Raw genomic sequence first — 24,542 nt, forward strand, 5'->3', positions numbered from 1 at the left:
CTGGCAGTAAACACCACGCCTGAGAAAACAGAGATGGAACAAGCGCATACCCGGTTAATCGCTCAACTGAATGAACGGATCGCCGCGCCCGACAACATGCCGCTGTATCTGAAATTTGCCGAAACGGTAAAAAACGCGGTACGCAGCGGAGTGCTGGAGCACGGGAATATTCTGCCCGGCGAGCGCGATCTGAGCCAGTTAACCGGGGTGTCGCGCATTACCGTGCGCAAAGCGATGCAGGCGCTGGAAGAAGAGGGCGTGGTAACGCGCGCCCGGGGTTACGGGACACAGATCAACAACATCTTTGAATATTCGCTTAAGGAAGCGCGCGGGTTTTCCCAGCAGGTGGTGCTGCGCGGTAAAAAACCTAACACGCTATGGGTGAATAAACGGGTGGTGAAGTGTCCGGAAGAGGTGGCCAGCCAGCTGTCGGTACCCCCTGACAGCGAGGTATTCTTGCTTAAGCGCATTCGTTACGTTGACGATGACGCGGTGTCGATTGAGGAGTCCTGGGTTCCGGTTGAGTTAATTCATGACCCGGACGCAATTGGCATCTCGCTGTACGACTACTTCCGTAGCCAGAATATCTTTCCGCAACGCACCCGCTCCCGGGTCAGCGCCCGGATGCCGGACAGCGAGTTTCAGGCGCATATCAGTATGGATGACAAAATACCGGTACTGGTGATCAAGCAGGTTGCGCTTGACCAGCAGCACCGGCCGATTGAGTACAGCATCAGCTACTGTCGCAGCGACCTATACGTCTTTGTGTGCGAGGAGTAAGGCCTCGCGCGTCGGCGCGCAATCCCCGCCGCGGTGGCTGACCACCCAGGCCGCCACGGCATTCCCCAGCGTCACGGCATCCGCCAGACGCCATCCTGCCGCCAGACCGGCAAGCGTACCGCCCGCATGGCTGTCGCCTGCGCCAATGGTATCGACGACGGTGGCGGGAAACGCAGGAACATAACCCGATGCGTCGCCTTCATACCAGGCTGCGCCATCTTTGTCGTGACGAATAATCAGCGCGGCGCCATAACGGTGCTGCCACTGCACGCCTAACGTATCAACGTCCATGCCAGCGCGCTCCGCGGCAATCTGCGCCTCCTGACGATTGAGCGACACGATAGGTTTCAGGGCCATGATCCGCGCCATCAGCGCGTCGGGAATATCAGCAATGCGGGGGCCAAAATCGATAAACGCGGTGACGTTTTCCAGCGACTCCAGCCAGCGTGTGAGCAGTTCGCCCGATGGCGATGCCAGCTGATAGCCGGACAGATACACCAGGCTACCCGGTGGGACGTTCAGCACATCCAGCCAGTGCGGCTGCCACTGGTTCTCCACGCCACTAAACGACATAAAGGTGCGTTCGCCATCAGGCTCTACCAGCGCCAGACACCAGCCGTTATCGCCCGCTTCGGCCTCCACGGCGCTGTGCAGATCCTGTCTTGCCATGGCGTTACGGATGATCTCCGCCCATACGCCGTGGCCGACGGGCAGGGCGTTTTGCGCCGCAATGCCGAGCCGCTTCAGGGCGATGGCAATATTCAGCGCACAGCCGCCGATATTCACCCCTTGTTGTTTCAGCTCGATATCGCATCCGCGCCAGGGCAGGGCGTACGCGTCGGCGATCACGTCGATGACCGCCGCGCCCAGCACCGTGACCGGGCGTGTGGCCTGTAATGTTTCAAGACGCTGGGCTAACGTACTCATACGCCCTCCCTTTGCTCCCGGTAGTGCAGCAGTTTTTCGCAATAGTAGTCAAAATCGAGCCGGTTTTCGGTATCGAGTTCATCCTTCAGCGCCGGGTCAATCGCCTGCACGCCGTGCAGTGCCCCGCAGATGGCCGTTGCCATCGCCCCGATGGTGTCTGTATCTCCGCCGAGGTTGGCGCACAAAATCGCGCAGCGGTTTGGGTCCGTGCCGGCCAGCTCCACCATCGCAATCGCGGCCGGAACGGACTCAATGGTGCTGGTGCCCGCACCAATAAGCTGATAAACCTGCTCGCTGGCGGAGTCGATGCCGTGGGCTTCCCGCACGGTCTTAAGCGCCAGTTCAATACGAGCCGCCAGCGAGGCGCTGAAGGTGGTGGTATTTGCCTCCTGTGCGTAGCGGGCAATGCCGGGCAGGGCATCGACGATGTTCTGCCAGCGCTCGCCGTCGATGGCGCGCGAAACCGCCCAGGCAATCACCACGGCCCCGGCGATGGCGAGGTCCGATTTATGCGTCGGGCTGGAGGCCAGCGCGACCTGCCCGACAAAATGTTCCAGCCGCGTCGCCGGTAGCAGGCAGCCCAGCGGGGAAGCCCGCATCGCCGCCCCGTTGGTCACGCCGTTGTTGTCCAGTTCGCTGACGGGTTTGCCGTCGCGGATGGCGTTAAGCGCGATTTTTGAGGTGGGACCCAGCACGTTTTTATTAAAGGCATCGAAATCCAGCGCCCAGTTCAGGATGTGTTTGCCGATGATATCCGCGTCAATCTCCCCGTCGCATTCGATAATCGCATCGGCCAGGCACAGCGCCATCGAAGTATCATCGGTAAACTCCGCGCGCTTAAAATAGCAGGCCGCGTTATTCTCTGCCGGGCCGGGTAAGAAGCGGTCGATCCAGCCGAAGTGCGCTTTTACGCGCTTTCTTGGCCACAGCTCGGAGGGCATACCCATCGCATCCCCTAACGCCTGCCCGTAAAGAGCACCGAGAATACGTTCTTGTTTCATTTAACTTCCCCTTGTGTCAGCGCAGCATCGCCATCAACCACCTCAATTGCGGTGATCTCTTTGTCCGATTCGCGGAAAAACAGCATAAACAGCACGGCGATCACGGCAATCATGATCGCACCGAATGTCCACATTCCGGCCCAGTTGAAGGTCAGCCCATTCACCGGCTCTTTGTAAGCGAACATTTTTTCCATCATCACGCCGCCCAGGCGGTAACCCAGCAGGCTACCAAAGCCCTGACAGCACAGCGTAATCAGGCCTTGCGCAGCCGTACGCATATGCGCCGGCGCTTTTTTATCCACGTAGATATACGCGGTTACATAGTAGAAGTCGTAGCTCACCCCGTGCAGCAGAATGCCGAGGAACAGCAACGCATAGGTGAAGTATTGTTCCGCGCCACCGTAAACAAAGAAACCGTAGCGGATGGCGGCCGTGAGCAGGCCCAGCAGTAAGACCTTCTTAATACCAAAGCGTTTAGTGAAGAACGGCAGCGCCAGCATAAAGAAGATTTCAGAGAACTGGCCGAGCGTCATCCAGCCGGTGGCGTTTTTCATCCCCACTTCGGTGAGATAGCCGTTGGCGAAGATGTAATAGAAGGCCAGCGGCATCGCGAACAGGAAAGAGCAGAAGAAGAACACCAGGAAGTTTTTGTCGCGCAGCAGGATCAGCGCGTCCAGACCGAGCATCACTTTGAAATCCAGCTTGCCGGTACTTTTCGGCGGCGTATTCGGCAGGAACAGGGCAAACACGCCCAGCAGGGCGGAGCTGGCTGCGGTCATCAGCAGCGGAATATTGGTATCAGAGATATCGCTATAGCCCAGCATCTGCGGCAGGAACCCGCATGCCAGACCGGAGGCGATCCAGCCGATAGTGCCCATCACGCGAATACGCGGGAAATCGGCTTCCACGTCATCGACGTTGGCGAAGGCAATACTGTTGGTCAGCGCAATGGTGGGCATATAGGTAAGAGAGTAGGCCAGCAGCAGCGGGAAGAAGGTGCTGAACTGGGTTTGCTGTGCGGCGAAGTACATCAGAATGGCACCGGCAAACATCAGAACCGCCAGCACTTTCTGGGCGGCAAAGAAACGGTCGGTCAGCGAGCCGACGAGAATAGGCGACAGGATCGCCGCAATGGCCGTACAGGCGTAGGACCAGCCAATCTCCCCGGCGGTAAAGCCACTTTTGCTCAGCCATAGCCACAGCGGCACAAACCACGCTCCCCAGATAAACCATTCAACAAACATCATGAATGACAGTTGGACTTTCGTTTTCATTGTTTAATCCTGCATGTCAGTGAGAGTACGCCTTTAACATACCATTCAATAATACCTTTAAAATACCTTTGTGGTGATTGTTTGATCAATGTAACAGTTTTGTTGTACACGAATCGAGCCAGCAGATTGTGCTGAAAAAAAATGCAAATGCTGGAAAATCTGTTAAGTCGGTACCAGGCTTAGTCTGCCCATAAAAATGTGGGTCTGGATAAACACTCACCGACATGACGTCGGAATTACGGGAGCATCGCTATGACTGATATTGCGCAGTTGCTTGGCAAAGACGCCGACAGCCTTTTACAGCATCGTTGTATGACCATTCCAGCCGACCAGCTTTATCTGCCCGGCCACGACTACGTTGACCGCGTGATGGTGGATAACAACCGTCCACCGGCTGTGCTGAGAAATATGCAGACGCTCTATAATACCGGGCGGCTGGGCGGTACCGGGTATCTCTCGATTCTGCCGGTTGACCAGGGCGTTGAACACTCGGCAGGCGCCTCCTTTGCAGCCAATCCGCTCTACTTTGATCCGAAGAACATTGTTGAGCTGGCGATTGAAGCGGGCTGTAACTGTGTGGCCTCTACCTATGGCGTGCTGGCGTCTGTTTCACGGCGTTATGCCCACCGCATTCCTTTCCTCGTCAAACTGAACCACAACGAGACGCTCAGCTACCCAACCGAATATGACCAGACCCTCTACGCCAGCGTGGAGCAGGCGTTCAATATGGGCGCAGTAGCGGTTGGGGCAACGATCTACTTCGGCTCTGAGCAGTCCCGTCGTCAAATTGAAGAGATTTCCGCTGCCTTTGAACGCGCCCATGAACTCGGGATGGTGACCGTGCTGTGGGCGTATCTGCGTAACTCCGCGTTTAAAAAAGACGGGGTGGACTACCACGTCTCAGCTGACCTGACCGGTCAGGCGAACCACCTGGCCGCAACCATTGGCGCTGACATCGTGAAGCAGAAAATGGCCGAGAATAACGGCGGCTATAAGGCGGTGAACTTCGGTTATACCGATGACCGTGTCTACAGCAAGCTGACCAGCGATAACCCGATCGACCTGGTGCGCTACCAGCTGGCGAACTGCTACATGGGACGCGCCGGGCTGATTAACTCCGGCGGTGCGGCGGGTGGAGATACTGACCTGTCTGACGCGGTACGCACGGCGGTTATCAACAAACGCGCAGGCGGTATGGGGCTGATACTTGGCCGTAAAGCGTTTAAGAAATCGATGGCTGACGGCGTGAAGCTGATCAATGCAGTTCAGGATGTCTATCTGGACAGCAAAGTGACGATCGCCTGACGCCTCACTCTCCCTCTCCCTGTGGGAGAGGGCTGGGGTGAGGGGATTAGCGCAAAAGCACACAATCCGGCGGCAACCGGCACTGCAGCGCGCCGGGCAATACCTCTATGCGGAAATGCTCCCCGCTCAACGGTTCCCCATCCAGATTAAACGTCATCCCGTGCGGGGCATTTACTTCGAACCACGCGGATTTTCCGGCAATAATGTTTGGGCTCTCTTCGGGCTGCGTCAGCGTGGTAAATAGCGCGGGCAGCAGGCCGTCGCCGGTGAAAATACGCAGCTGAAGCTGACCGTCATTAATCAGCGCCTCCGGGCAAAGCTGCTGCCCGCCGCCTGCCTGACGACCGTTGCCAATGCCAATCACCAGCGCGTCTCCCTGCCACTGGAAATCCTCGCCGCGAATTTCGCAGCGGTCAGGCTTGAGGGTGTCCATGCGCATCAGGCCGTGGATCAGATAAGAGACACCGCCCAGCGCCGCTTTGAGTTTTTCCGGCGTTTCGCTGGTGATCCGCGTGCCGAACCCGCCCGTCGCCATGTTGATAAAGCAGGTTTTGTCATTCACCTGCGCAATGTCCACGGCGGTAGCTTTACCGAGGATCGCCAGTTGCAGGGCTTTACTTAACTCCTCCGGAATGCCAGCGCTGGTGGCAAAATCATTGGCGGTACCGAGCGGTAAAATGCCCATCACCGGACGGCCTTCGGTGGGCAGGTCGACAAGCGCAGAGGCGATCTCATTGATGGTGCCGTCGCCGCCGCCGGAGATAATGGTTGCGACGCCCAACGTCAGGCCTTCATGGATATACCGTGCCGCGTCGCCTTTTTCCCACGTGACCCGTACATGGATCCGCGCCCCGTCTTCCCGCAAATCAGTGATTGCCTGACGCAGCAGATCGTTGCCTGTACTTTTACCATTGAGAATCAATAAACTGTCTGGATAGGTTGCCATCCTCGCTGCTCCCTTTTTTAGCGTTAGTAAGAGTGTATAGCAGTGTGGAAAAAAGCGGGTAAGAACAGGACGAATCCAGTGAGTACACTGCCTTTCTAACTCATCACATACTCGCTATTTAATACCTTTTAAATCACATACGATTTTATTTAATTTAACGAAATTAGTGATACCTACTATTATCAAGCCACCTATTGCTGTCAGTGCGACTACGAGCGCAGCGAGAACTTTTTTTCCAGTTGATTCAGATTCAATTGCATCCTGCAATTCTGTTCGTAGGTCAAGGTCATCAGTTGTGATATAAATACATGCATCTTTAAGATGCTGAATGGATTTTTCATCTTGGATGATTTTAAGACATTGAAGTTTGTTCCAGGAGTTATTATTATTTTTATCATATACCCGGTGTTTAGAAATATATAATTTTTCTGTATCGCTGACATTGTATGTGACATAACCTGCTTTCATGTAAGGCGCATCGTAGAGGATGCTACAAGCGGTAAAAATGAACAGAACACCGAAAAAAGTCGTACTAACAGACTCCAGACGCATCGTTCTCTTGACTCCCACTGCGCCAAACCACCCTGTAAAACGCAATGTTGAACGTTCAATTATTCCTTCGCTTAGAGCCTTAGAAATTAATTTTGCATCATCAGCAGAGGCAACTCTCACGCCATTCTTTAACCTGAATAATTGCTGATTATAAAGCATCTCGTCGTACTCGACATATTCTTTATCAGAGTATTTAATGCGGAATAATTTTAGAATGAGTCCAGTAAAGAAACTGATGCTTGGTGATTTCATAAAAAATAATATCGCCAAAAAGAACGCTATATAAATTTTGTACTCACCAAATGCTTCGAAAATATAGTTATTCATCACTCAGGGTCCTTTTGATAAGTTCAATTGAAAATCATTAATCAACGTACATGGATTTCATATCCAGAGTATCAAACCACTCCAGAGGCCATGGGAGTTTTTTGTCTACGACCAAGCAGGCACGCAGGCGAGACTTGGTATAGAAAAAAATAAGCCCACGTAAGGGAGATTACGCGGGCTAAGGAGGTGGTTCCTGGTACAGCTAGCATTTATGGGTTATGTTTTTCAGCGCTGGGGATAATACCCGTATTGAACGAAGCGGTATGTGATCCGATTCTAAGAATTTTCCCGGCGCGAAAAAATTTCCCTGGTTGACTATTTACTATGCGGATTTCGGGTGCTTTCACCGTTGAAATTGCGCATCAGCAGGGCAAACTCCAGCTCCACCTCTTCCGGTACCGGCAGCCAGACGGTATGACCATTGCCCGGCGCAACCTCAATCGCTTCGCCTTTGCCGTTCTCCAGGTGTTCCAGCGTGAAGTTCATGTTGCCCTGCGGGGTCATCAGCTCCAGGCTGTCGCCTTTGGTGAACTTGTTTTTCACCGCCACGGCGGCCAGCGTACCTTTGCGCTCGCCGGTAAAATCGCCGACAAACTGCTGACGCTCGGACACGGAGTAGCCGTGCTCGTAGTTCTGATAATCGTCATGGGTATGACGACGCAGGAAACCTTCGGTATAGCCGCGGTGCGCCAGACCTTCCAGAGTTTCCAGCAGGCTGGTGTCGAACGGTTTACCGGCTGCCGCGTCGTCAATCGCTTTGCGGTACACCTGTGCGGTACGCGCGCAGTAGTAATAGGATTTGGTGCGGCCTTCAATTTTCAGGGAGTGCACGCCCATCTGGGTCAGGCGTTCAACGTGGGCGACGGCGCGCAGATCTTTTGAGTTCATGATGTACGTGCCATGCTCGTCTTCAAAGGCGGTCATGTACTCGCCCGGACGTTTGGCCTCTTCAATCATAAACACGCTGTCGGTTGGTGCGCCGATGCCCAGCGTAGGCTCAACGTTCGTAACCGGGATTGGCTCATGCTTGTGGACGATATTACCGATATCGTCCTCTTTGCCTTCCTGGACATTATATTCCCAGCGGCAGGCGTTGGTGCAGGTGCCCTGGTTCGGGTCGCGCTTGTTGATGTAACCGGAGAGCAGGCAACGCCCGGAGTAGGCCATGCACAGCGCACCGTGAACGAAAATTTCGATTTCCATATCCGGCACCTGGGTGCGGATCTCTTCAATCTCGTCGAGGGAAAGTTCACGCGACAGAATGACGCGGGTCAGCCCCATCTGTTTCCAGAATTTGACCGTCGCCCAGTTCACGGCGTTAGCCTGCACGGAGAGGTGAATATCCATCTCCGGGAAGTTCTCCCGAACCAGCATGATTAAACCCGGATCCGACATGATCAGCGCGTCCGGCCCCATATCCACCACCGGCTTCAGGTCACGGATGAACGTCTTCAGCTTGGCGTTGTGCGGCGCGATGTTGACCACCACGTAGAATTTTTTGCCCAGGGCATGCGCTTCGTTGATGCCGAGCTGCAGGTTCTCGTGGTTGAATTCGTTGTTGCGCACGCGCAGCGAGTAGCGCGGCTGGCCCGCGTAGACGGCGTCGGCACCATAGGCGAAAGCGTAACGCATATTTTGCAGCGTTCCCGCCGGGGAAAGGAGTTCCGGTTTAAACATGTTTATTCTCGTTCTGATGACAGGTCAGATCCGCGTGCACCAGGTGCACCGGTAAGGGGAGATCCCCCACTTTAAGGGCGGGCATTGTAGCGCCGCGGGGCAGGGAGGTAAAGCTTTGCCCCTCACCCCTTTGTGGAGAGGGTTAGGGTGAGGGGGCGTTTAGCTATGCAATCCTGCACGCATCCGCTTCCCAGCGGTATCCCACGCCATACACCGCGCGAATAAATGACTGTTCGGCGTCGAGCGCCTCCAGCTTACGGCGCAGGTTTTTGATGTGGCTGTCGATGGTGCGGTCTGTCACCACGCGGTAATCGTCATACAGGTGGTTGAGCAGCTGCTCGCGAGAGAACACTTTTCCCGGCTCGTGGGAAAGGGTTTTCAGCAGGCGGAACTCAGCAGGCGTGAGATCGAGAAGCTTGCTGCGCCAGCTGGCCTGGAAGCGGCTCTCATCAACAATCAGCGGGCTTTCGGCGTCCAGCACCTGAAGCTCGCGCTGCGGTTTACAGCGGCGGAGAATGGTTTTCACGCGGGCGACCACTTCACGCGGGCTGTAGGGTTTGCAGATGTAATCGTCCGCGCCAATTTCGAGTCCCAGCAGTCGGTCGATCTCTTCGATTTTTGCCGTCACCATGACGATCGGCACGTCGGAGAAGCGACGAATTTCCCGGCACAGGGTCAGGCCGTCCGTGCCGGGGAGCATCAAATCCAGCAGGATCAGATCCGGCGGCGTCTGGCGCACGTACGGTAACACCTGATCGCCATGGCTGATAAGCGACGGGGCGTAGCTGGCCGCACGTAAATAGTCGATCAGTAACTGCCCAAGCTTAGGCTCGTCTTCCACAATCAAAATGCGTGGCGTGTTTTCGTCAATCGGTAATTCGGTCATGCTTCTCTCGATAAATCCCGTTCCAGCGGTAACTCTACTGTAATGCTAACCCCGCCAAAAGGCGAATGGGCGGCACGCAGGGTGCCATTGTGCGCCTCGACGATATTAACGCAAATCGCCAGTCCCAGCCCGGAGCCGCCGCTGGCACGGTTGCGGGAGCCTTCGGTGCGATAAAAACGTTCAAACAGTTTTTCCAGCTGCGCATCCTGCACGCCGGGAGCGGAGTCGGCAAAGGTGAGGGCGAAACGGCCGTTTTCCTGTCTGCCGGAGATGTGCAGTCCGCCACCGCTGTCGGTGTAGCGCAGGCTGTTTTCCAGCAGGTTGTTGAAGAGCTGCATCAGACGATCTTTATCGCCAAACACCACCGCGCTGTCCGGCAGGGAGAGGTCAATGGTCAGGTTGCGGCTGGCAAAACGCTCGCGGAAAGCCCCGCTGATAACCTCCAGAATGTTGATCACATCCACCGGTGCTTTCTGGTAGGCCAGCGCCCCTTCGTCTGACATGGAGAGCTGGTGCAGATCGTCTACCAGTTTGGTCAGCGTACCCACTTCCGCCTGCAGCGAGGCCACGGATTCGGGCGTGAACTTGCGCACGCCGTCCTGAATGGCCTCCAGTTCGCCGCGCAGCACTGCCAGCGGGGTGCGCAGCTCGTGTGAAATATCGGCCATAAAATCGCGCCGCATCTGCTGGTTTTTCTCCAGCGTACTGGCGAGCTGGTTAAAATCCTGCGCCAGCTTGCCCAGCTCATCCTGGCTGCGCGTGTCTACGCGGGTGGAGAAATCCCCGGCGGCCACTTTATGCGTGCCTTCCACCAGCCTTTTCACCGGGGCGAGCAGGCCCCGCGCCAGCGGGAAGGTGGCAAGCGCGGCCAGCAGCGTGGAGAGGATGACGATCAGCCAACTGGCCCGGCGCTGCTGACGATCGAAGTTGATATCGGTGTTGCGGGTCAGGCGCTCCACTGGCGAGGCGATAACCCAGCCGACGGTAGCGTTATTCACTTTGATTGCCCGCCGGGTGCCGTCCGGGGGGATGGGCGCACGAGGGCCAACCAGCGTGCGCATATCCTGGTCGATCACCCAGAACTGGGTGCGCCAGCCGTGGGGCGGCATGCCCGGGCCGGGGCGGTCATCGCCGCTATCGTGCTCCAGCGAGCGCAGGATCTGGAAGATAAAACGGTCATTGTTACGTAAAAAACGCCAGTTCCCGTGCTGGGCATACTGCTCGCTCAGTGCATCGCTCAAACCTTGCAGGCGCTGCTCATTACCATGCTTAATGTAATCGATAAAACCGCGCTCAAAGCTGAGCCGCACGGCCCAGTGCATGGTGATCAGCAGGACAATACAGGTGGCAAAAATTGCCAGAAAGAGCTTACCGGTAATGCCCGGACGCCAGAATTTCATGATCCACTCCTTTTACTGCGCCGGATAACGACGTTCTTACGGGTATCATCCGGCACGCGGGCGAAGATGAAAGCGGGCAGGGCGATGATAACCGCCATGCTGAGATACGTGTATAAAAAGACCTGATGCGCCACCGGCGTGTCGATGCTGAGATGGTGCTGACCGTACATGCCGAGCAGTAAACCGGCAATGGTGACCCCCACGCTCATGGAGAGCTGCATGATCATCGACAGCAGACTGTTGCCGCTGCTTGCCAGTTCGTCCGGCAGATCCTTCAGCGTCAGGGTGTTCATCGACGAGAAGCGCATGGAGTTAATAATGCCCTGACAGAACAGCACCAGCGGCAGGGCGTAGTACCAGCCCATCAGCGCTACAGCCATAAACAGCAGGCTGACCAGTGCCAGCCCCAGCGTGGCGGCCACCAGCACGTGGCGATAGCCAAAGCGGTTAACCACCTGCACCACAATGCGCTTCATTCCCATGCTGCCCAGCACCATCGGGATCATCATCAGCCCCGCGTGAAACGGTGAAAAGCCCATACCGATTTGCAGGAACACGGGCGTCATAAACGGCAGCATGCCGCTGCCCACGCGCCCCGCAAAACTTCCGAACAGGCCAAGCCGGTAGGTAGGGTTTTTAAACAGCGTCAGGCTGAACAGCGCCCGGTCGTTTCCTCTGGCATGCCACAGATACCACAGAATGGCGCTCATCCCGATAACGATCAGAATGGCGAGCGTCAGTGAGGAGATTCCCAGCCCTTTTTGCCCGTCGAGAGCGAGGGTCAGCGTCGCCATACCGGTGGCGAGCAACAGAAAACCGACTACATCAAAGCGCCGCGTCTGCAAGGTATAGTTGGGCATCAATGCCAGGGTGGCGATAGCACCAATAATGCCCACCGGCAGGTTGATGAGGAAAATCCAGTGCCAGGAGGCATATTCCACGAGTATCCCGCCCAGCGCCGGACCAAGCAGCGGACCCACCTGGCCTGGTAAGGTCACAAAAGTCATTGCCGCCATATACTGCTCGCGCGGGACGATCTTCATCACCGTCAGTCGCCCGACTGGCACCATCATAGCCCCACCGACGCCCTGCAGAACGCGTGCCATCACCAGCTGATCCAGCGTATTCGCCATCGCGCAACACAGCGACCCCGCGGTAAACAGCACGATAGCGGTGAAGAAGATATTGCGCACCCCCACTTTGTCCGCCAGCCAGCCGCTGGCAGGGAGCATCACGGCAACGGTCAGCACGTAGGAGACAATCACCATATGCATGTGCAGCGGGCTCTCCCCCAGGCTTTTTGCCATTGAGGGGAGGGCGGTGTTGACGATGGTGGTATCCAGCGACTGCATAAAAAAGCCGAAGGCCACTATCCATAATTGCCAGCGAACGTTACTGGGAAGATCAGTCATTTACCCGGTCACCGTAGTTCTGTCTTTACGTGAAAAACGCAGCCGCAGGCGGTCAAAGAACAGATAGACCACCGGCGTGGTGTAGAGCGTCAGGAGCTGACTCATCACCAGCCCACCGACAATAGTGATCCCCAGCGGCTGGCGCAGCTCTGAACCATCACCACCGGAGATCACCAGCGGCAGCGCGCCAAACAGCGCCGCCAGCGTGGTCATCATGATCGGACGAAAACGCAGCAGGCAGGCCTGGAAAATCGCCTCTTCTGGCGTCAGGTTGCCGTTACGCTGAGCCTCCAGCGCAAAGTCCACCATCATGATGGCGTTTTTCTTCACAATACCAATTAACAGCATGATCCCGATTAAGGCGATGAGGCTAAAGGGCGCGCCAAACAGCTCCAGCGCCAGCAACGCCCCCACGCCTGCCGATGGTAGCGTCGAGAGAATGGTCAGCGGATGAACATAGCTCTCATACAGCACGCCAAGCACGATATAGACCGTGGCAATGGCCGCCAGAATCAAAATCACCTGCGAATTCATCGTCTCCTGGAAGACCTGCGCGGTCCCGGCAAAACTGCCGCGCACGGTCGAGGGCACGCCGAGCTGAGTCATGGCACGGTCGATGGCCTCGCTGGCCTCGGAAAGCGACGAGCCGGTGGGCAGGTTAAAGGAGATCGTGGACGCTGCCGACAACCCCTGATGGTTCACAGAGAGCGGCGCGTTAGCGGGCCGCCAGCTGGCGAAGTAAGAGAGCGGGATCGCTTTACCGTCGTTGTTAATGACAAACATTTTATCCAGCGCGCTGATGTCCTGGGTATAGCGCGGGTCCACTTCCATCACCACCTTGTACTGGTTCATTGGCTGATAGATGGTGGAAATCTCGCGCTGGCCAAAGGCGTTGTTCAGCAGACTGTTGGCGGCTTCAACGTTAATGCCCAGCCGCGACATGGTTTCACGATCGTAGGTCAACGCCATCTCTGCCCCGTTGTCCTGCTGATCGGAGTTCACGTCCGCCAGCTGCGGCAGGGCGGCCAGCGCTTTACGGATTTTGGGCTCCCACTCGCGCAGCGCGGCCAGATCGTCAGAGAGCAGGGTGTACTGGTAGCTGGCGTTCGCCTGACGTCCGCCCACGCGGATATCCTGAACGGCCATCAAAAACAGGTTGGCGCCTGGCTCTTTGGCGAGCTTCATTCGCAGCCGGTCTATCACCTGCTGCGCCGTTTCATTGCGCTCGCCGCGCGGCTTAAGGGTGATAAACATCATCCCGCTGTTAACGCGTGACCCGCCGGTAAAGCCGGTGACGTTATCCACCGCCTTGTCTTCGCGGATGATCTTCATAAAATCCTGCAGCTTGCCGCGCATCGCCTGGAAGGAAATACTCTGGTCAGCCTGGATGCCGCCCATCAGCACGCCGGTGTCCTGCTCCGGGAAGAAGGTTTTCGGGATGGAGATATACAGCCAGACGTTGAGCGCGATGGTGCCGACAAGCACCAGACCAACCAGCCGCGTATGGTTGAGCACCCACTTCAGCGATTTTCCGTACCCTTCCTGCATTGCCAACAGGAAACGGCCAAACCCTTTACGACGCGGCTGCGAGTGCGGTTTGCTGCGCTTAAGCATCCAGCCGCACATCATTGGCGTGAGCGTTAGCGAGATAATCAGCGAGATGCCGATAGCCACCGAAAGGGTGACGGCAAATTCGCGCAGCAGTCGCCCCGGCAGCCCGCCCATCAGCAGCAGCGGCAGGAATACCGCCACCAGCGACAGGCTCATGGAGAGCACCGTAAAGCCCACTTCGCGCGTGCCCTGCAGGGCGGCCTGCAGCGGTTTTACCCCGGCTTCCAGATGGCGGGAAATATTCTCCAGCACCACGATGGCGTCATCGACCACAAAGCCGGTGGCGATGGTCAGCGCCATCAGCGACAGGTTATTCAGGCTAAAGCCGCACAGGTACATGGCGGCGAAGGTACCAATCAGCGACACCGGTACCGCAACGGCGGGAATAAGCGTTGCGCGGCCCGAGCGCAGAAACAGGAACACCACCAGGATCACCAGCCCGACGGAGATCACCAGCGTCTGTTCCACCTCTTCAAACGAGGCGCGAATGGTCGGCGAACGATCCTGGGCAATCTGCAGATCAATAGCGGCCGGGATGGTCTTCTGTAACTCCGGCAGACGCGCGCGAATGCTGTTTACCGTTTCAATAATATTGGCTTCCGGCAGCTTGCGGATCATCAGCAAGATGGCCGGTTTGGCGTTGGTCATCCCGGCGTTGCGCACGTCCTGCACCGAGTCGGTGACGCTGGCTACGTCGCTTAAACGTACCGCCGCGCCGTTATTGTAGTGGATGATGAGCGGCTGATATTCGGCGGCGGTTTTGAGCTCGTCGTTGGTCTGGATCTGCCAGCGGTGGCTGTTGCTCTCTATCGCCCCCTGCGGCCTGCGCACGTTGGCGCTGCTAATGGCGGAGCGCACGTCATCCAGCGACACGCCCTGGTTAAACAGCGCCTGCGGGTTCAGGCCGACGCGCACGGCGGGCAGGGAGCTACCGCCAACGCTCACGTCACCCACGCCGTTTATTTGTGAGATCGTCTGCGCCAGCTGGGTCGACGCAAAGTCGTAGAGCTGCCCCTGGGAATAGGTATCCGAGGTCAGCGTCAGGATCATGATCGGCGCGTCGGACGGGTTGGCTTTACGGTAGGTCGGGCGGCTTGGCATTCCGCTCGGCAGCAGGCTTTGCGCGGCGTTGATGGCGGCCTGCACGTCGCGCGCCGCACCGTTAATATCCCGGTCGAAGCTGAACTCCAGAATGATGCGCGTGCTGCCGAGCGAGCTGCTGGAGGTCATCTCGTTAACCCCCGCAATTCGCCCGAGCGAGCGTTCCAGTGGCGTGGCAACCGACGAGGCCATGGTCTCTGGCGACGCGCCCGGCAGCGATGCGCTGACCATGATCACCGGAAAATCCACCTGCGGCAGGGGGGCCACCGGCAGCAGGCGGAAGCCCAGCACGCCGCACAGCGTAATGGCGAGCGAGATTAAAATCGTCGCCACCGGGCGGTAAATGAAGAGGGCGAAAAACTTCACTTACGCCTCCTCTTCACGTTTCGGGAAGCGGCTTTTGGTCCACTGGGCCAGCTGGTCAAACAGCAGGTAAATCACCGGCGTGGTGAACAGCGTCAGCACCTGGCTCACCAGCAGACCACCGACCATGCCGATACCCAGCGGACGGCGCAGCTCGGCACCGACGCCGGTGCTGAGCATCAGCGGCAGCGCGCCCAGCAGGGCGGCGAGCGTGGTCATCAGGATCGGACGAAAACGCAACAGACAGGCCTGGAAGATGGCGTCTCGCGGCGACATGCCCTGCTCGCGCTCGGCGGCAAGGGCGAAGTCGATCATCATGATGGCGTTTTTCTTCACGATCCCGATAAGCAGAATGATGCCGATAATGGCGATGACGTCCAGTTCGCTGCCCGCCAGCATCAGAGCCAGTAGCGCACCCACCCCGGCGGTCGGCAGGGTGGAGAGGATGGTGATTGGGTGGATAAAGCTTTCGTACAGCACCCCGAGGACGATGTACATCGCCACCACCGCAGCCACGATCAGCCAGATGGTATTGCCCAGCGCAGCCTGGAACGCCAGGGTGCTGCCCTGGAACTGGGTCTGAATATCAGACGGGAAGTTGAGTTCTTTCTCCGCGCCCAGAATGGCCTCGACCGCTTCACCCAGCGAATAGTTGTCCGGTACGTTGAACGAGATGGTGGTGGACGGGAACTGATCGAGATGGTTAATCGACAGCGGCGTATAACGCTCCTCCACGCTGGCAATGGCGCTTAACGGCACAATACCACCGTCTTTGCTGGTCAGGCGCACCGAGTCCAGCGCGGCCAGGCCGGGCGTGTTATCGGTGTTGTGTTCCAGCACCACGCGATACTGATTCGCCTGGGTATAAATGGTGGAGATGAGGCGCTGACCAAAGGCGTTATAGAGCGCGTTGTCCACGTCGGACATGGTGATGCCCAGCCGGCTGGCAGTATCGCGATTGACATTCACATATGCCGCCAGCCCTTTGTCCTGCCAGTCGCTGCTGACGTCAGAAAGCTGCGGCAGCGCCTTGAGTTTGTTGACCAGTTGCGGTACCCACGTGCTCAGCGCATCAAGGCTGGTCGCCTGAAGCGTGAACTGGTACTGCGTGCGGCTGACCTGGGTATCGATGGTCAAATCCTGAATTGGCTGCAGGTAAAGTTCAATCCCCGGCACGCGCGCCACGGCAGTTTGCAGCCGCTCAATGACGGCGTTGACCCGATCGTCGCGGTCATCCAGCGGCTTGAGGTTGATTTGCAGACGCGCACTGTTCAGCGACGGGTTGGTGCCATCGACGCCCACATACGCGGTCAGGCTTTCCACCGCCGGATCTTTCATGATGATGTCAGAGACCTGCTGCTGACGCTGCGCCATACTGGCGAAGGAGACCGTCTGGGGCGCCTGAAGCGTGCCCTGAATAATGCCGTTGTCCTGGATGGGGAAAAAGCCTTTCGGGATAACGATCCACAGCATGACGCTGAGTGCCAGCGTGCCGAGCGCCACGCCGAGCGTCGCCCACGGGTGGTTAAGCACTTTTGCCAGCACCCGGCCGTAAGCGGCAATGATCCGTTCGAACATCCGCTCAGAGGCGCGAGAGAAACGGTTTTGCTTGCGCAGGGATTCATGGCTCAGCATGCGGGCGCACATCATTGGCGTCAGGGTCAGCGACACCACGGCAGAGATCAGAATGGCGACCGCCAGCGTGACGGCAAACTCGCGGAACAGTCGCCCGACGATATCGCCCATAAACAGCAGCGGGATCAGCACCGCAATCAGCGAGAAGGTCAGCGAGATAATGGTAAATCCGATCTCGCCCGCACCTTTCAGCGCAGCGGCCAGCGGTTTTTCGCCTTTCTCGATATAGCGCGAGATGTTCTCGATCACAACGATGGCATCATCCACCACGAAGCCGGTGGCGATGGTGAGCGCCATCAGCGTCAGGTTGTTGATCGAAAAATCGAGGAACACCATCACGGCAAATGTTCCCACCAGCGAGAGCGGCACGGCAACGGCGGGAATGATGGTTGCCGGTACGTTGCGCAGGAACAGATAGATGATCATCACCACCAGCGCAATCGCCAGCATCAGCTCAAACTGGGTATCGGTAACCGACGCGCGAATGTTGGTGGTGCGGTCGGAAAGCACCTTCACCGTGACCGATTTTGGCAGGCTTTCGATAAGCTGCGGGAGCATGGTGCGAATGCTGTCGGCGGTTTCAATGATGTTAGCGCCCGGCTGGCGCTGCACGTTCATCACAATCGCCTGCTGTTTGTTGGCCCACGCACCCAGCCAGCTGTTTTCCGCGCCTTGCTCAACGGTGGCGACGTCACCCAGACGTACCGGCGCACCGTTCTGGTAGGCAATAATCAGCTGACGGTACTCATCGGCAGACTGCATCTGATCGTTGGCCGAGAGCGTCAAGGCGCGGGTGGGGCCGTCCAGCGAGCCTTTCGCCGAGTTGACGTTGGCGTTGCTGATGGCGGTGCGGATGGTTTCGCTGGTCAGCCCCAGCGCAGCGATGGCCTGCGCGTTAAGCTTCACGCGCACCGCCGGGCGTTGTCCGCCCGCCAGCGTTACCAGCCCGACGCCGGAGACCTGGGAAATTTTCTGCGCCACGCGGGTTTCGACCATGTCTTCCACCTGGGTCATTGGCATGGCGGAAGAGGTGACAGCAAGGGTCATGATTGGCGGATCCGCCGGGTTTACTTTGCTGTAGACCGGCGGGTTAGGCAGGTCTGACGGCAGCAGGTTGGTGGCAGCGTTGATCGCAGCCTGCACCTCCTGCTCGGCCACGTCCAGCGACAGCGAGAGCTGGAACTGCAGCGTTACCACCGATGCCCCACCGGAGCTTTGCGATGACATCTGTTTCAGGCCCGACATCTGACCAAACTGGCGTTCCAGCGGAGCGGTAATGGCGGAGGTCACCACATCCGGGCTGGCGCCAGGATAGAGGGTAACGACCTGAATGGTGGGGTAATCCACTTCCGGCAGCGCCGAGACGGGCAGGAAGCGATAGCCAATAATCCCGGCGAGCAGGATCGCCACCATCAGCAGCGTGGTGGCAACAGGGCGCAGAATAAACAGGCGTGATGGCCCACCTGTTGCGCCTGGCGGCATGACCTGCATCAGGAGTTCGCTCCCTGTTTCGCGGGTTCAACCACTTCGACTTTGGCGCCTTCGGTCAGACGATCGATACCGTCCGTCACCACGCGGTCGCCCGCAGAGAGTCCGGCGCTGATCACAACCGTCTGGCTGTCCTGAATCCCGGTTTTCACCAGGTGCTTGCTGACTTTATTGTCGCTGTTCAGTACCCAGACGAAGTTGCCTTCGTTGCCCATCTGCAGCGCGGCGGTGGGGATCACCACCGCGTTTTCTTCCGTCGCCACCAGCATGCGTGCATTTACAAACTGATTCGGGAAGAGGGCATCGTCCTGGTTGTTAAAGCGCGCTTTCAGCTTGATGGTGCCGGTGGTGGTGTCGATCTGGTTATCCAGACTAAGCAAAGAACCTTCGCTCAATTTCTGCTTGTTGGTACGGTCCCAGGCTTCCACCACCAGCCCCTTTCCGGCTTTCTGCGCCTGCACCACCGTCGCAATTTCGCTTTCCGGCAGGGTGAAGACTAAATCAATCGGGTGGGTCTGGGTTATGACCACGATGCCCGTGGTATCTCCGCTTGAGATCTGGTTGCCGATATCGACCTGCTTGAGGCCAACGCGTCCGTCAATTGGCGCGGTGATGCGGCTCCAGTCGAGCTGCAGCTGTGCGCTGGCCACCGCGGCCTCGTCAGCTTTGATGGTGCCCTGCGTTTCGCTGACCAGCGATTGCTGCGTGTCCAGCTCCTGACGAGAGACCAGATTGGTTTTCACCAGCTGCTGGTAGCGCGCCAGATCGCGCCGGGCGTTAGCGAGCGTGGCTTTGTCTTTGGCAAGCTGCCCCTGAGCCTGGGCAAGGGCGACTTTGAACTGGCTTGGGTCGATCTCGGCCAGTAAATCGCCAGCTTTCACCTGCTGACCTTCCTGGAAGTGGATCGCCATGAGCTGACCGTCGACGCGGCTGCGTACCGTGACGGTGTTGGCGGCGGTAATGGTCCCGAGGCCTGTGAGATAGCGAGGCACGGCTTTATTCACCGCAGTGGCCGCCTGAACCGGTGCCAGCGCGCCGCCGCGCATACCGTGACGACCCCCGCCCGCAGGGCGTTTTGACTGACTGCTGGCCCCTGCCGGAGTAGAAGGCTCGGCGGATTGAGTGTGCCAGTACCAGGCGGCGGCAAGGACCACCACAATGATGCCAGCGGCGATTGCCCAGCGGGATTTATGACTGCCTTTCATCGTTATACGTTCTCATCCTGAAACACTTCGGGGAATGATACTAGTTTAGTCAGGTCAGTCGGCAGAAAAATGGAGGAAATATGGAAGACTGTCGGGAATTGTCTGAATGGCGGAGAGGGCAATGTGACACCGTGTGCACGGGCATAAGATGCTATCTCATCGCTTTGAGTGAAAGCGGTGAAGAACAGCAACACGTTGTGATAAATGCGCGAAATAAACCGTATCATTCGAATACCAGGATTTTTATATTATTCGCGGAATATTCTTATTTTTATAAATAACCACGAAAATAATGAATTTCTCGTGCGTTATTACTTTTAGGTTGCGTATAAGAATTTTCCTTGATTTATTTATTTGCGTTAGGAATATTTCATTTTTTACTAAAATGGGTTGTTTTTGTAGCATTTTTTTAACAAGTTTTTTCTTTTCTGAGGGTTTTCATAGTTTATTGATTTGAAATGTTTTTTAATCCTTTGAATCTTTTTTTAATTTTGATTTGCATCAAAAAGCAAGAATGGATGCAAATTCTTTAATTTGATTATTTTTTAGATTTAAAAACTTAATTATGAATTTTTATGGTTTTAAGTTCTAATTTGTAGGCTTTTACTTATCTTCCAGACAAGAAAATTCCTAATGATGTTGAGGATTTGATAATTTCATGCTGTTGCTGTTAACAATATCTCGGAACATAATTTTTCGGCGCGGCAATTCTCGCTCGCAATTAAATGGAGCTTCCCGGTTACTTATTATGAAAAGTGCCAGGTTGCGCGTTTGTTCTTAGGAGAAGAAAATGAAAAAATTATTACTGGTGGCCTCTCTGGTTTCTGTTTTCGCAGCAGCAAATGCAATGGCTGATGTTACTGCATCTGCCACTGCGTCATGGGATGCTACAGCAACAAAAGATACAACTAGCATGCTGGTTGTTACTCCGCTGAACTCCCTGACATTCCAGTATGCGGAAGGTCTGAATGCTTTTAATACTCAGGATGGTGCTTTTGACATTACGATCCAGGGACAGGAAAGTGCAACCGACTTTGAACTGACTGCACAGGTCATTAGCAATACCCTAACCAATGCAAGCGGCGATGCATCTACTCTGGATGTCGGTGTTGCCTGGAACGGTAATGCACTTTCCAGTTCCGCTGAAACCGTTCTGGTTAATGCATCATCAACTTCTGGTCTGGAAAGTCTGATGGCTGACGGTGCTTATAACGGTGCTGAACGCGTGAGCGATCAGTCCAGCTTTAAGTTCTCTATCGCCTCTGCGACGTCTGATGGTTCAACAGCTGTCACTGACTATTCTGCTTTGCCTGATGGCTACTGGACAGGCGATGTGAAAGTACAGTTCAACGCGACCTGGACCACGCCTGCGTAATGAATGAAAAAATTCGGGAGATTTTTCTCCCGAATTTCTTAGGAATGTACTGATGAATAAATATTTACCCTTTGCCATATTGGCGGGGATCGCTACGTCTTTTTCCAGTTGGGCAATTAATGTGGGTGATATCACGTCGATAATGACTTCCGAGCAGAGTTCATTATCGAAAGAGATTATCAACACGACGAATTCCGCACGCTATGTCAGCGTTACGGTGAAACGACTCTCATCACCGTTGCCTGATGGCACCGAAATAAGCATTAATCCAGGCGAATTACTGTCTACACCCGCCAGCCTTATTCTTCCAGGCGACGCGAAAGATGTTTTCCGCTTTTTCTATAAAGGGCCAGAGGATGATAAAGAACGCTATTATCGCCTGCAATGGATCGATGAACCTGTGAGCGAAAGCGCAGCAACGAAAGCGGGCAAAGCCGCGACGGCAACGGCTTCAGCGGAAATTGGGACTATTTTAGTTGTAGCTCCGCGTAATGAGCGCTTCAACTACAGTCGTCAGGACGATTTGATCATCAACACAGGCAATGTCTCTTTCCGCGTGATTGCCTATGGCGTGTGTAAGGATCCCGCTCAGAACCAGGGGCGGGGATGCCGGGAACGCTATTACGTTATGCCTGGAACCAAAATAAGGCTTCAAAAAAGCGATGTATCAAACAGCCGCACTCGTATTGGCATTTGGCATGGCAAGCAATTTATTACAGTGAAGTAATGCACGACGCCATTACCGGTGCCAATAATAAAATGCTGAAGTGTAAGGATGCATATGTCATTTAAATATTTTATTGGAGGGAGTGTATTTCTCTCTTTAGCGTTAACACCAGGGGCCGTTCATTCCGCCCCCGTTAAAATTGGTCATTATGTCATTCCTGGTACTTTTGCGCGCTCTCTGGAGCAAGGGATGACAGTTCCGGTGTTTATTCGGTATCAAGAGACGGACGAAAAAAGCCAGCAAAAAATTGCTGATGCGGTGATCTCATTGGTTGACGGGAATATTACAGTCAAATCGATAATGGTTTCTGACTTGCCAAACAATGCTGTGCTGGCGGATAAAACGCGCGAGATGGTAGAAAAAATAGGCAATGTGAAATTTAAGGACAACACCGCTATTGCCCTTACGCCTGAAGCACGTCTTCAACTGAACATTTCATCGTTCCACCTGGAGATGATCGTCAGCAGGGACGCGTTGACCGAGGCTGTTGTGGCGCGCAGCTCCTTGTTAGGTCCGTCAAGCGTTGACCGGTTAACTAACGTGCTCAATTACAGTTTTGGTACCTATTACAATGATTATCAAAACGGCAACAGTTCCCGCAGCTATTTAACGCTGGATAATACAACGTCACTTCGTGAGCACCATTTTAATATTAATGGTTCGGTATATGGTATTGGTGAAAGTAATGGTTCCAGCAACGTTTATCGGGCGATGTACGAGCGCGATTACGAAGGTTATCGCCTGGCATTAGGAATGCTTGATACCTGGAATGTCCAGTCTATTGCCAGTCTTAACGCCTTAAACGGCGGAAAAATCTACGGTGCAAGCTACGGAAATAAAGGCAGCACCGTTGTCGAAAATACCTCCCTTTCGCTGACCCCGATTACGGTCTTTTTACCGGCAGCAGGGGAGGTGCATGTATTTCGTGACGGACGCCTGCTGAGCGTTCAGAACTTTAACATGGGCAGCTACGAAATTGACACCAGCCGTTTCCCTTACGGGGTGTACGACGTTACGGTGGATATTGTCGTCAATGGGCGCACGGTCAATACCCGCATGAGTCGCGTAAATAAAATCTTCTCACGCCAGCAGGCGGCGGGGCTGCATGAGATCTCATGGCAGGTCTTTGGCGGTTCGCTTGATTACGATCGCGTCAGTTATAAGCGCAATCATTACCGTGACTTAGGCAGTGAACAGAGCTGGATTGGAGGGGGCGCGGCTTCTCTGACGCTGGCGGTGCTTTCCGGCCTGAATATGAAGTCAACGCTTTACGGTTTTGATTCCAATGCGGTTAACGAAACTGATATCACGTTAAATGTGAACGAATACGTGAGTGTGGGTGCGCAAACGATGCTGGCAAATGATGGAACCTGGCGAAATGTCAGCAATGTGAATGTCAGCGCACCCGGTGGATTTGGCTCAGTGTGGGCCTCTCGGGAAGACAGCAAAATTGGTGACCGTTTGCCGGTGCAAGAACGTGATAACTACTCCATTGGCGGCACGATCAACCTGGGAAGCGTTATTCCACACGGAGGATCGCTAACGCTAAGCCAGACGGAAAACCGCTATTCAGGCAATAAGTATCGCAATATAGATTACAGCACAACACTTTATGCCGGACGGTATGCCACTGTCGGTCTGCGGGCGGGTGTACAGCGCTACTTCTATAACAACACGAATGATGACGGTCGTCAGGAGCGTTATGTCAGCCTGGACTTCTCGTTACCACTGGCCTCCTGGTTAAGTGTGGGCGCATCGCGCGATCGTTACGGTGCGACGCAGGGCAATATCAGCGCTCGTAAACAGTTTAAAGATGGCCCAATCACCTCAGCAGGCGTTTCTGCCTCGACGCGCCTGAGCGGAGAGCAGAATTACGGCAACGATTATTCCGTCAATGGCAATGTCAGTTACAGCACCCAATATAACGCCGGGACGGTCTCTGTCACTCGTTCAGCAGATAACTCGACTAACATGAACTTCTCTTCTCTCGGGGCAATAGCCTGGGCTGGCGGTGATGTTGGTCTGAGTAATGAGCGACAACGCTCGGGGATCATTGTTAAAACGGGTCTGGCAGGCGATGGAAAACTGGCAGCAAAAGTCAATAACCGCAATTACCTGTTGAGCGGTAAATCGACCTTTATTGCGCTCCCTCCGTATGCGCAATACAAACTGGAAATTATGAACGACCGGAACTCCGAAGACAGCTTCGATATTGTTTCCGGACGCAAACACGCGATGAACTTGTATCCAGGGAATGTGAGCGTTGTTGCACCGGAAGTGAAAAGTATGGTGACCGTATTTGGTCGCGTCCGCTATCCCGATGGGCAACTGGCGGCGAACACAGATATCCATAATCACATAGGCAAAACTCGGACTGACGGGAAAGGTGAGTTTGCGATCGATATCGATAAAAAGTATCCCATCATTACCCTGGTATCAGCTAATGGAAGTATCTGTGAAGCCGATTTGGATCTGGATAAAGCCAGGGGGGCCGCGTGGGTGGGTGATGTTAAATGTGCACTGCAATCGACAATGGCGAAGAGGTAATTC

17 protein-coding genes are annotated in these 24,542 nt (G+C 55.5%); 5 read left to right on the plus strand and 12 right to left on the minus strand.

Annotated features, from left to right (window positions below):
* The first annotated feature begins 33 nt into the window (after window positions 1-33).
* Window positions 34-780, plus strand: coding sequence for a GntR family transcriptional regulator (locus tag AK59_RS0100880; protein ID WP_013097911.1), 747 nt, complete (start codon window positions 34-36; stop codon window positions 778-780).
* On the opposite strand, the gene AK59_RS0100885 is transcribed toward AK59_RS0100880, so the two are convergent.
* The 3 genes from AK59_RS0100885 to AK59_RS0100895 are packed head-to-tail and all read right to left on the minus strand — an operon-like array spanning window position 754 to window position 3,982.
* Complete coding sequence (locus AK59_RS0100885) at window positions 754-1,707, minus strand: PfkB family carbohydrate kinase (protein ID WP_029881784.1); 954 nt, start codon at window positions 1,705-1,707, stop codon at window positions 754-756. The two genes, AK59_RS0100880 and AK59_RS0100885, sit on opposite strands and share 27 nt — an antisense overlap.
* Window positions 1,704-2,708, minus strand: a complete 1,005-nt coding sequence (locus tag AK59_RS0100890) for an ADP-ribosylglycohydrolase family protein (RefSeq protein WP_029881785.1) — start codon at window positions 2,706-2,708, stop codon at window positions 1,704-1,706. The genes AK59_RS0100885 and AK59_RS0100890 overlap by 4 nt, the downstream gene beginning before the upstream one ends.
* Window positions 2,705-3,982 carry a nucleoside permease gene (locus tag AK59_RS0100895; RefSeq protein WP_013097908.1) on the minus strand — a complete coding sequence of 426 codons (1,278 nt, stop codon included), beginning with the start codon at window positions 3,980-3,982 and terminating at the stop codon, window positions 2,705-2,707. The genes AK59_RS0100890 and AK59_RS0100895 overlap by 4 nt, the downstream gene beginning before the upstream one ends.
* A gap of 252 nt (window positions 3,983-4,234) precedes the next feature.
* Between AK59_RS0100895 and fbaB the strand changes: the two genes are divergently transcribed.
* On the plus strand, window positions 4,235-5,287 hold the full coding sequence (gene fbaB, locus AK59_RS0100900; protein ID WP_008500869.1) for a class I fructose-bisphosphate aldolase: 1,053 nt from the start codon (window positions 4,235-4,237) through the stop codon (window positions 5,285-5,287).
* A 46-nt stretch (window positions 5,288-5,333) separates the two neighbouring features.
* Here the strand turns inward: fbaB and yegS are convergent, their stop codons facing one another.
* The 9 genes from yegS to AK59_RS0100945 all read right to left on the minus strand — a co-directional run bounded on the left by yegS (window position 5,334) and on the right by AK59_RS0100945 (window position 19,890).
* Window positions 5,334-6,233, minus strand: coding sequence for a lipid kinase YegS (gene yegS / locus AK59_RS0100905; RefSeq protein ID WP_029881786.1), 900 nt, complete (start codon window positions 6,231-6,233; stop codon window positions 5,334-5,336).
* A gap of 114 nt (window positions 6,234-6,347) precedes the next feature.
* Window positions 6,348-7,112, minus strand: a complete 765-nt coding sequence (locus AK59_RS0100910; RefSeq protein WP_029881787.1) for a hypothetical protein — start codon at window positions 7,110-7,112, stop codon at window positions 6,348-6,350.
* 315 nt (window positions 7,113-7,427) lie between these two features.
* On the minus strand, window positions 7,428-8,789 hold the full coding sequence (gene trhP, locus AK59_RS0100915) for a prephenate-dependent tRNA uridine(34) hydroxylase TrhP (protein WP_029881788.1): 1,362 nt from the start codon (window positions 8,787-8,789) through the stop codon (window positions 7,428-7,430).
* 163 nt (window positions 8,790-8,952) lie between these two features.
* Window positions 8,953-9,675: a two-component system response regulator BaeR gene (gene baeR, locus AK59_RS0100920; RefSeq protein WP_013097904.1), complete on the minus strand. Its 723-nt coding sequence runs from the start codon at window positions 9,673-9,675 to the stop codon at window positions 8,953-8,955.
* Entirely contained in the window at window positions 9,672-11,075 is a 1,404-nt protein-coding gene (gene baeS / locus AK59_RS0100925; RefSeq protein WP_029881789.1) for a two-component system sensor histidine kinase BaeS, read from the minus strand. The genes baeR and baeS overlap by 4 nt, the downstream gene beginning before the upstream one ends.
* Complete coding sequence (locus tag AK59_RS0100930; protein ID WP_029881790.1) at window positions 11,072-12,487, minus strand: MFS transporter; 1,416 nt, start codon at window positions 12,485-12,487, stop codon at window positions 11,072-11,074. Before AK59_RS0100930 ends, baeS begins: the two co-directional genes overlap by 4 nt.
* Window positions 12,488-15,565, minus strand: a complete 3,078-nt coding sequence (mdtC, locus tag AK59_RS0100935; RefSeq protein ID WP_029881791.1) for a multidrug efflux RND transporter permease subunit MdtC — start codon at window positions 15,563-15,565, stop codon at window positions 12,488-12,490.
* Complete coding sequence (locus tag AK59_RS0100940; protein ID WP_029881792.1) at window positions 15,566-18,688, minus strand: MdtB/MuxB family multidrug efflux RND transporter permease subunit; 3,123 nt, start codon at window positions 18,686-18,688, stop codon at window positions 15,566-15,568. It lies immediately after the preceding gene.
* Entirely contained in the window at window positions 18,688-19,890 is a 1,203-nt protein-coding gene (locus AK59_RS0100945; protein WP_013097899.1) for an MdtA/MuxA family multidrug efflux RND transporter periplasmic adaptor subunit, read from the minus strand. Before AK59_RS0100945 ends, AK59_RS0100940 begins: the two co-directional genes overlap by 1 nt.
* A 790-nt stretch (window positions 19,891-20,680) precedes the next feature.
* On the opposite strand from AK59_RS0100945, the gene ecpA reads away from it, so the two are divergent.
* The 3 genes from ecpA to AK59_RS0100970 are packed head-to-tail and all read left to right on the plus strand — an operon-like array spanning window position 20,681 to window position 24,539.
* Window positions 20,681-21,265, plus strand: coding sequence for a common pilus major fimbrillin subunit EcpA (ecpA, locus tag AK59_RS0100960; RefSeq protein WP_013097898.1), 585 nt, complete (start codon window positions 20,681-20,683; stop codon window positions 21,263-21,265).
* A gap of 52 nt (window positions 21,266-21,317) precedes the next feature.
* Window positions 21,318-21,992: a hypothetical protein gene (locus AK59_RS0100965; protein WP_032618325.1), complete on the plus strand. Its 675-nt coding sequence runs from the start codon at window positions 21,318-21,320 to the stop codon at window positions 21,990-21,992.
* A 54-nt stretch (window positions 21,993-22,046) separates the two neighbouring features.
* Window positions 22,047-24,539, plus strand: a complete 2,493-nt coding sequence (locus AK59_RS0100970) for a TcfC E-set like domain-containing protein (RefSeq protein WP_029881795.1) — start codon at window positions 22,047-22,049, stop codon at window positions 24,537-24,539.
* Window positions 24,540-24,542: the final 3 nt, after the last annotated feature.

The sequence above is a fragment of the Enterobacter sp. T1-1 genome, assembly GCF_000710795.1.
Classification (GTDB): domain Bacteria; phylum Pseudomonadota; class Gammaproteobacteria; order Enterobacterales; family Enterobacteriaceae; genus Enterobacter; species Enterobacter cloacae.